The organism is uncultured Dialister sp. (genome assembly GCA_900314595.1).
Taxonomy (GTDB): Bacteria; Bacillota; Negativicutes; order Veillonellales; family Dialisteraceae; genus Dialister.
Genome location: OMVW01000052.1, coordinates 1 through 8,974 on the forward strand (window position 1 = coordinate 1; position 8,974 = coordinate 8,974).

An 8,974-nucleotide genomic window follows, 5' to 3' on the forward strand; every position below is an offset into this window, starting at 1 on the left:
ATCTGAGCTTAAGGAATAGATGTAACAATGTAGCGCCGTATACGAGGACCGTACGTACGGTGCAATGGGAGGGCTAATAACTCTACCCTATTGGGGATTCTGCACAGGCAGTGTTGAAGTACCCGTACGCGCCAAATTTCACCTGCCCCTTGTCAGGGGAGCCCCCTCCGGAGGCGTTGAAGGGTCGTACTCGCAGAGGCCGCGATGACTGTCTCTGGTTCAGATATATGATTAAATTCCATAAAAAAAGCCGCCCGTAGGGCGGCTTTTTGCCTGATTACATTTTGGAAATCATGTAATTTTACCGGAAGCTCTCTACCTCATCGGCGATCTTTCTCATTTCTTCCGGAATCATTTCCCTGCATTTTTCTTTCATCCATTCCGGTACGCCGTAGCAGGCTTCCGCCATTCCTCCCGCGATGCAGGTCAGGGTATCTGCGTCCCCGCCCAGGGAGACGGCTGTGCGGATCACATCTTCGAAGTCTTTTCCTTCCAGAAAAGCGGTAATGGCAGGAGGCACCGTTTCCTGGCAGCTTTCCACATGGTGGTAGGCGGGCCGTATTTCATCGCAGGTCAAATCCAGCCGGTAACCTTTTCTTTTTGCATAGGCTCTGAGGTCTTCCTTTAAAGTCCCATGACGGGCGAGGTAAATGATGCCCGCCGTCACCACGGCTCCCCTGATGCCTTCCAGATGATTGTGGGTCACTTCCGCCGTCAGTTTCGCCATGTGCTCCGTCTTTTCCAGGGAATCATAGAGCCAGCCTGCCGCAGAGACCCGCATGGCACTGCCGTTGCCGTAGCTTCCATAGGGTCCGGGAAACTCCGCATAGAGCCAGCGCTGGAAACGGAATCCATAATCGGATGGATATTTCCTTCCCCACCTCTGCAGGGATTCCACGATTTTATCCCTGATTTTCCCGTCGGAATCGGAAGGCTTCACAGAAAGAAGCGCTTCTCCCACCGCTGCGGTCATGATGGAATCGTCGGTGTAGCGGCATCCTTTGGTGAAAAGTTTGAAATCCTTCCTCTTGTCCCCGCGGTCGTATTCATAGGGAGACCCGATGATGTCTCCCAATATAGCTCCGTACATAGTATCCCTCCTTTCCTACAGTATAGCAGAATGGAAATATCCGGACCACGACAAAAAGCCACGGGCGGGGGCTCGTTCTGATCCGCCTCGTGGCTTCCATCTCCCGGTCTTCCGGGCAGCTGTGCAGTTTTCATTTTCTACATGGTACCATATAGGAGAACAAGTCTCACCACCCTGCTTTCTCTGAGAATGGCGCCTGAGCAAAGTCATGCGGTGATTGATGTTCTACCCATATAGTACAGAAAGGCCGTTTTATTTTTAAAAATTTATTATAAAAGTTTTTTATAGGAAATAGGGGCCCGCAGGTTTTTATTTCCCCTTATTTCGCATGGAGAGGTCATTTCCTGTCCCTCCCGGATTGTATAATCCATATAGAAACATGGTAGAATGAAATAAAGAATCTATATTTCAGAAAGGACGTAAATTATGCCGCTTCATTTCATATTCGGCCGCGCAGGAACGGGTAAATCCACCAGGGTCTGCCGGGAAATACGGGACTACGTAATGGCCGGCGAAGGGAAAAAGGCCTACCTCCTCGTCCCGGACCAGGGGACTTACACCGCTGAATACCGGCTGGCCAGGTCATTTCCCGGTGAAGGCTTTTCCAACGTCACGGTCTGCGGTTTCTCCCGCCTGGCGTACCGGGTTTTTCAGGAGCTTCATTCGCCGGTAAGCGACGCCCTCTCCCCCCTGGGGCAGCAGATCATCATCCGGCGCCTTCTGGAAGAACACAAAGATGAACTTTTAATGATCGGGAAGGCTGCCTCCCATCCCCATTTTTCCGAGGAGCTTTCCACCTTCTTCCACCAGCTGGACATGTTCTGCGTATCAGAAAAAGATATGGAAGAAGCTGCCCATGCCCAGGGCGATTCGCCCCTGGGCCGAAAGATGAAAGACCTCTCCCTCCTTTACCGGGCCTACCACCAGTACCTGAAGGACCATTTCTCTTACGAAGGAAGCCTTTTCGACCTTCTGGCCAGGGAAATACCGAAATCTCCCTCCATTAAACATGCCAGGGTCTGGATTGACGGATTTAACGGCATGGCTCCCCAGAAAATCCGCATCCTTTCTGCCCTGATCGATACGGCAGAGGAAGTGACCATGACCCTTCAGATGGATAACCCTTCGGAAGCAGTCATGAATCCGAACTTCGCCTATCCCTACCATCTCTATACAGAGGTGCTTCAGGTTTCCCGAAGATCTTCCTCCGTAACCCTGACGAAGCCCTGCCGTTTTGAAAGCAGCCGCCTTTCCGCCATGGCCCTTTCCTTCTTCGACCGGCGGGCAGACGTTTCGCCCCTTCCCAAAGATTTGGAAATAAATCCCCTGGACGGTCTCTTTACCATCACCCTTCCAAACAAGGCGGATGAAGTGGATTATATTTCCAGGACCCTCCTCACCCTTGTCCGGGATCATCATCTCCGGTACCGGGATATCCTCGTGCTCACGAGGGAACCGGAAAATTACGTGGACCTTTTCGAGCGGTCTTTCGATACTTATCAGATTCCGGGATTCATCGACAAGAAGCATCCCATGAACAACCATCCCCTGGTGATCCTCCTGGATTCCATGGTCCGTTTCCTCACCGCTGAAAGCGGAAGAAAAAACGCAGGCTGGCAGAGAAGCCGCCTCTTTCGCATGCTGAAGACCTTCCTCCTTCCCGAATGGCCGGAGGAATCGGTGGATAAACTGGAAAATTACGTCCTTTCCCACAATATCCATCCCTGGCAGTACCATGAGGAATGGAAATTCCGGGACTGGCGGGATCTGGACAGCGAGGCCCCCTCTCCCACGGAAGAAGAGCATCTGGCCCTGGCAAAGGCCAACGAGTGGCGGGAAAAGCTCCTTGCCCTCTTTGACCCCCTCGTAAAGGAATGGAAGGAAAAGCCTCTTCCCAAAGACCGCTGTGCCCTCCTCTACCGCTGGCTCCGGGCGGAAAAAATTCCGGAAAAATTAAACGAACTGGATGACCAGGCCTCCCTTCACACCAATATCCGCCCCCACCTGCAGGTTTGGAAGAAAGTCCTCTCCCTCCTCGATGAAATCGTACATACCGCCGGAAAGGACAGGGTGAAAGATGAAGATTTCCTCTCCATTTTTGAAGACGGACTTTCCTCTCTCACCTATTCCACCATTCCGCCCACCCTGGACCATGTGACAGTGACCGGTATGGACAGAGGGTATGCCATGGAGGCCAAAGTGGTCTTCATTGCAGGCACCCTGGAAGGCATCTTCCCGAAGCGGGTGGAAGAAGGAGGCTTCTTCACGGAACTGGAACGGCAGAAAATTTTTGACGACAGCCGGCTCATTTTCGGAACGAACCTCCTCCAGGAAGTGCAGCAGGAGCAGTTCTTCGCCTACCTCGCCCTCACCCGCGCCAGAAATGCCCTCTATCTCACAAGGCCTTCGGTGAATGAGGAGCAGGGAAGCGCAGAACCTTCCTTCCTCGTTTCCCAGCTGGAGCGCCTGCATTATGCGGCAAGGCTCGTGCCGGAAGACAGGGACAAGGACCGTTCTTTCTTTGCCAATCCCGAAGAAGCGCTCTCCCTCCTTCCCCTGGTGCTCCGCGAAAAAATCCCGGAGGCCGACTCTCACTGGGCCGCCCTGGCTGCCTGGGCAAAGCAAAAGGGGTACGAAAAGAAACTTTCGGAAAAACTGGAAAGCTTTTCCTATGAAAATAAAGCCGTTTCCCTTCCGCGGGACCTGGCGGCCAAACTTTTCAAACCGGCCGGACGGTTTGTTGGCTCCGTCACCCGGTTTGAAAATTACAGGAAATGCCCCTACAGCTACTACCTTTCCTACGGCCTTCATCTGGACGAAAGGGACGAAGGGCAGATGGAAAGCCTGGACTTCGGCAATTATCTCCACGCAGGGCTTCACCTTTTCGGAAAGGAACTGGGAAATAAAAAGAAGCAGTGGAGAGATGCCACCGACGAGGATATTAAAAATATGTCCGAATCCATTGCAGCAAAAATGGTGCCCAAAGTCCATTATGGAGCCCTTCATGCCGACGGTGCCTCCCGCTATACCGAACGGGTGCTGAACGAGACTTTCCGCCGTTCTCTGGAGACCCTCCGCAAATGGAGCAGGAACAGCCGCTTCGATACGAAAGCGCTGGAAAAAACTTTCTACCTCCGCATTCAGGGAGAAACGGATTCCTTCACTTTGAAAGGCAAAATCGACAGGCTCGATGAAGCCGGAAGCGCCTGCGCTATTTTCGACTACAAGACAGGTAAACCGGCCGCTTCCATCCAGGAAGCAGCGGCAGGCCTGAAACTGCAGCTCCTCACCTACCTCCTGGCAGTGGAGGACAAAGCGGAAAACGACCTCCTCCCCACAGCCCTCATGTACATTTATTTAAACGGGGATGTACGGAATGTGACTACCGTTCCGCCGGGAGGTCAGGTGGATATGGACCCGAAAAATAACGGTTCCGGCTGGATTATAGACGATCCGGAGCTTGTGACAGCCCTCGATTCCGCCATCGGCACCGAAGATGCTTTTATCAAGGCAAAAATCAACAAGGACGGCAGTCTTTCCAAAACTGTTTCCGTCCTTTCCGGGGAAGATTTCGACAATCTTCTCATCATCGTCAAAAAGAGGCTCCTTGAAATTTATCACCGGATGGAATCAGGCGATATTTCCATCCGTCCCGTTTCTTTCAAAAAACAGAACCCCTGCTCCTACTGTCCCTTCCATGCCATCTGCCGGTTCGACCCGAAGGGAAAGGGTGAGGGCTATGAATACGTCACTCTACCGGGCGACCGGGATTTGAAGCCGAAACTGGCTGAACTGGCAGGAAAGGAGGAATCCCATGAGCTGGACTGAAGAACAGCAGGAAGCGCTGGACACTAGAAATAAAAATCTCCTCCTCTCCGCAGCCGCCGGAAGCGGCAAAACCGCGGTCCTCACGGAAAGAATTGCCCGGCTCGTGAAAGATCCGGAAAGCAGGATCAATATCAATGAACTTCTGGTCCTCACCTTTACACGGGCGGCAGCCGCAGAAATGAAGGCCCGCGTATCTTCCGCCCTATCCGCCGCCCTTGAGGAGGCCGATGAAAAAAAGGACGAAAAAACCGTCCGTCATCTGGAAAAGCAGATCTCCCTCCTGGGAAGCGCCCAGATTTCCACACTGGACTCCTATTTCCAGGCAATCATCCGCCAGTATTTCTACCTTCTCGACCTGGACCCGAAGATGCGGATCCTTTCCGATGAAAATGAAGAATTCCTGCTGGAAGAAGAAGTGCTCTCGGAAGTGCTGGAAAACTGGTATGAAAAGGGAGCTTCCGATTTCCTCGATACGGCGGACCTTTTTGCCAGCCGCTACCAGGATAGTGAATTAAAGCGCATGGTCCTTGCCATTTATCACTTTGCCTGCTCCCTCCCCTTCCCGGAAGACTGGATTTCCCATCTGCCGGACCGGTACGATATACCGGAAGGCGCCCATATGGACGACCTTTCCTGGGACCGGCCCCTTTTGGACCACCTCAGGTCGCTCTGCGAAAAAGCCTGCGACTCTTATCGGCAGATGTTTGACCTCATGGGAAAAGTGCCGGGAGCCGAAGAAGTCTTCCTGAAGCAGCTTTCCGATGAATATGCCTTTTACTCCTATGTGGCCGAAAAAGACAGCTGGAAAGACTGGTTCGATTCGCCTGATTTCCGATATGAAAAATTCAAGTCCATCACGAAAAAGCAGGCAGAGAAATATAATTATAAAAACTCCAAAGAATTCACCAACTCCGAAGGAGTGCAGGACATCAAATCACTCCGGGATTCGGTGAAAAAAATGTATACGAAATCCATCGAGCCTTTCCGGGGTATTTCCGAAAATCAGTGGCTTTCGGAAACAAAGGCCATGCTGCCGGCAGTGAAAGTCCTTTCCGCCCTGACCCTGGACTTTGCGAAAGCCCTCAAAGAGCGGAAGAAAAAAGAAGGGATTATGGACTTCAGTGATATGGAGCATTATGCCCTGGAAGTGCTGCTGGACCGGGACAATCCGGACTTTTCCATCGAAAAAGCGGAGAATTTCCCATCGGCTGCCGCCCTTTCCATCCGTAAAAAGTTCAAGGAAGTCATGATTGACGAATACCAGGATACAAATGGTGTACAGGAACTCATTACCTTCCTTCTTTCCAACGGGCACAACCGGTTCATGGTAGGCGATATCAAACAGAGCATCTACCGCTTCCGCCAGGCGGACCCCACGATTTTCCTTCAGAAATACAATGCATTTTCTCCGGACAGGGAAGCGCTCTCTCACCGCATCGACCTCAACAAAAATTTCAGAAGCGACGGAGCCCTCCTTTCCTCCATCAATTTCCTCTTCCGCCAGATTATGACGAAGAAGACCCTGGAGCTGGATTACGGGCCGGCCGAAGCCCTCTACCCCGCCCGCCACGAGGAAATGCGCCCTGAAACCTACGCAGGAGGCACCGTTTCCATCGAACTCATCGATAAAAAAGAAGTAGCGGAATCGGAAGGAGCGCAGGATTTAAAAGATATCGAAAATATCACCCTCGAAGGCAGGCTCATCGCCCAGCGCATTCAGGAACTGATGGATGGAGGAAAAGTGATGAACAAGGACGGATCCTTCCGCCCCATGCGGTACAGCGATATCACCATCCTCCTCCGGTCGCTGGCCGGCAAAGGCCCGGCCCTCCTCAAAGTACTGGAAGACCGGCACATTCCGGCCGTTTCCGACAAAGAAGAAGATTTCACAAGAAATATAGAAGTGGAAATCCTCTGGGCCCTTCTCAAAATCATCGACAATCCCCTGCAGGACCTGGCCCTGGCGGCCGTGCTCCGTTCCTTCTTCGTGGGACTGGATGAAAAAGACCTGGCCCTCCTCTACCTTGCGCGAAAAGAGGCCGGGAAAGACCATCTCTGGCAGGTCTTTTCCGATACTTCCCTCCTTCCGCCGGAAAAAGAAGAAAAAATCAGCGCTTTCCTCAAAAATTACAAAAACTGGCGCCACCTTTCCATGGTGGATGGGGTGGCCCCCCTTCTCCGGGAAATCCTGGCCGGTATTGACTACCTCACCTATATTTCCGGCCTTCCCGGAGGAGCGGCGAGGAAAAATCACGTGCTCTCTTTCTATCAGCTGGCCCTCGAAAGGGATGCAGCGCCCCAGAGCGGGCTCTACCTCTTCCTGAATTACCTCTCCAGCCTGAAAAAGGAAGAACGGGAATTCAAATCCAACGCCCCCGGCAGTTCATCGGACGCCGTCCATATCATGACCATCCACAAGAGCAAAGGACTGGAATTTCCGGTGGTCTTCCTGGCAGATACGGCCAAAGGCTTCAATCTGAAAGATACCCAGCAGACAGCCATCTGCCACAAAGACCTGGGTCTTGGCATCCAGTACTATGACAAAAAGCGGAAACTCCGCTGGCCCAGCCTCTACTGGTATGCGGTGAAAGAAAAAGCAAGACAGGAAAGCATAGCCGAAGAAGCCCGCCTTCTCTACGTAGCCATGACCCGCGCAAGAGACAGGCTTTTCATCACGGCCATTCAGAAAGACGTACCCTCCGCCCTTTCTGCCTGGGCTGCCTCCCTTTCCACAGCCGGCGGCGGACCTAAAGTGGAACCGCTTCCCTCCCATATTATTTCCAACAGCACTTCCTACCTGGACTGGATTATGCCGGCAGCGCTCCGCCACAGAAGTATGCAGGATGCCTGGGACATGATCGACCACATTCCCTGCTACCGGGACGATGCGGAAGGAGATACTTCGGACTTTGATTTCCATGTCACATCGGAGACCGACCTTTTCACGGAAAAAGAAATGGAAACCTGGGAAAAAGCCATAGAAGGAGGAAGTCTCCTCACGCCCCCTGAACCGGCAGAAGAAAAAAACAGGGAAACTTTCCTTTCCTCTCTTCCCAAGGAAATACCGGACTGGATGGACCGCCAGCTCACCTGGGCCTACGACCACCCGGGATCCCTCATAACCCCTGCCAAGCTCACTGCCACGGCTGCCGTGAAACTTCGGGAAATGCAGGAATACACCGCATCCGACGAAGAAGCCTATGAATCGGTCATTTTGGCCCCGGACCCGGATGCTCTCCCTGCCGACTACGATGCGCCGCCCCTCTTCCTTTCAGGAGATGAGGAGAAATACGAAGGTACCGGCTATGGTACTTTGATGCACAAAGCGATGGAAATGATCGATTTCACTGCCCTTCCTCCCACAGAAGAGGCCATCCGCGAAGAACTAAGGAAACTGGTGGAAACAAAAATCTTCACTGAAGAAGAAGGAGTGACCCTCCTTTCCGAAACGAAATGGGCCCACCCGGCCAAAGACCTCCTCACCTTCGCTCATGGACCGCTTGCAAAAGCCATGAAAGAAGCAAAGGCAGTCAGAAAAGAAATGCCCTTCTCCATCCTCCTTCCTGCCCATGATTTCTACCCCAACTGTGAAAAAGGAGAAAAACTCTTCCTTCAGGGGGTCATGGACTGCCTCCTCGAAAATGAAAAAGATATGATCATCATCGATTACAAGACAGACCATACCATGAGCGAAGAAGAACTGGCCCACCACTACAGCGTGCAGCTCCGGGTGTACAAAGAAGCGGCAGAAAAACTCTTCGGAAAGAAAGTGAGCCATCTCTACCTCTGGGCCTTCAAGTACGGTAAGGCAATAGAGATTATTTGAGTGGCTAGTGATTAGCAGATAGCAGTTAGCAAAAACGCTGCCTCTGAGATGCAGAGACAGCGTTTTTTGATTTTCATAATCAAAAACCTGAAAATACTTTTACAACTTTACATTTTTATGCGAATATTTCGTAATAGGGTAGAGTTATTAGCCCTCCCATTGCACCGTACGTACGGTCCTCGTATACGGCGCTACATTGTTACATCTATTCCTTAAGCTCAGATAGTACT

The 8,974-nt window shown here is 52.1% G+C and carries 3 protein-coding genes; 2 read left to right on the forward strand and 1 reads right to left on the reverse strand.

Features of this window, described 5'->3' with window-relative positions; genetic code table 11:
* Positions 1–301: 301 nt before the first annotated feature.
* Complete coding sequence (locus QZN42_RS09370; protein ID WP_296956993.1) at positions 302–1,090, reverse strand: ADP-ribosylglycohydrolase family protein; 789 nt, start codon at positions 1,088–1,090, stop codon at positions 302–304.
* Between the two features lie 426 nt (positions 1,091–1,516).
* Here QZN42_RS09370 and QZN42_RS09375 point away from each other — a divergent pair, with 426 nt between their 5' ends.
* A complete protein-coding gene (locus QZN42_RS09375; RefSeq protein ID WP_296956995.1) occupies positions 1,517–4,918 on the forward strand; it encodes a PD-(D/E)XK nuclease family protein in 3,402 nt (1,133 codons plus the stop codon).
* Positions 4,905–8,744 carry a helicase-exonuclease AddAB subunit AddA gene (gene addA / locus QZN42_RS09380; RefSeq protein WP_296956997.1) on the forward strand — a complete coding sequence of 1,280 codons (3,840 nt, stop codon included), beginning with the start codon at positions 4,905–4,907 and terminating at the stop codon, positions 8,742–8,744. The genes QZN42_RS09375 and addA overlap by 14 nt, the downstream gene beginning before the upstream one ends.
* Positions 8,745–8,974: the final 230 nt, after the last annotated feature.

What these genes read in the sequence shown, in the direction of transcription:
- addA (WP_296956997.1), top strand. Translation starts at nt 4,905, where the DNA reads ATGAGCTGGACTGAAGAACAGCAGGAAGCGCTGGACACTAGAAATAAA.
- QZN42_RS09375 (WP_296956995.1), top strand. Translation starts at nt 1,517, where the DNA reads ATGCCGCTTCATTTCATATTCGGCCGCGCAGGAACGGGTAAATCCACC.
- QZN42_RS09370 (WP_296956993.1), bottom strand. Translation starts at nt 1,090, where the DNA reads ATGTACGGAGCTATATTGGGAGACATCATCGGGTCTCCCTATGAATAC.